1 protein-coding gene is annotated in these 400 nt (G+C 53.2%); it reads right to left on the bottom strand.

Annotated features, from left to right (window positions below; translation table 11 throughout):
- Nucleotides 1-238: GntR family transcriptional regulator (locus ACFHWW_RS34360; protein ID WP_379943861.1), on the bottom strand; the 238-nt coding region annotated here is incomplete at its 3' end.
- Nucleotides 239-400: the final 162 nt, after the last annotated feature.

The raw sequence follows: 400 nt of genomic DNA, 5'->3' as shown, positions 1-400 counted from the left end.
CGGAAACGAACGTTCCCCTGCCTTGCTGTGCGTCGAGCAAGCCGTCGTCGCGGAGCAGTTCGATTGCTTGGCGAATTGTGACGCGGGCGACGCCAAACTCCGATTCGAGCTCCTCCTGGGTCGATATCTTGTCACCTTCGAGCCAATGGCCTGTTTCTATCCGCTGCCGCATGACGGAGGCAACTTGAAGGTAGAGCGGGACACGGCTTCTATCATAAAGAGAGGAGAGTTTTTTCATAAGCTATATGTATGACAGATAGGTTGAATTTTCCAGCCCGGACACCGCATAAATAGCGTGCGGGTTGCATTCCATGCACATTTCGCAAAACGGCGGAATGAAGCTTCAGGACAGTAGACGAGAAAGCCGTCTTCACCGGCTTCCATTTCAGACGCATTCCGC

This window comes from Sinorhizobium sp. P24N7 (genome assembly GCF_042436655.1).
GTDB lineage: Bacteria > Pseudomonadota > Alphaproteobacteria > Rhizobiales > Rhizobiaceae > Sinorhizobium > Sinorhizobium meliloti_A.
Note: the sequence above shows the minus strand (reverse complement) of the source record. Positions and strands in the feature narration are given on the sequence as shown.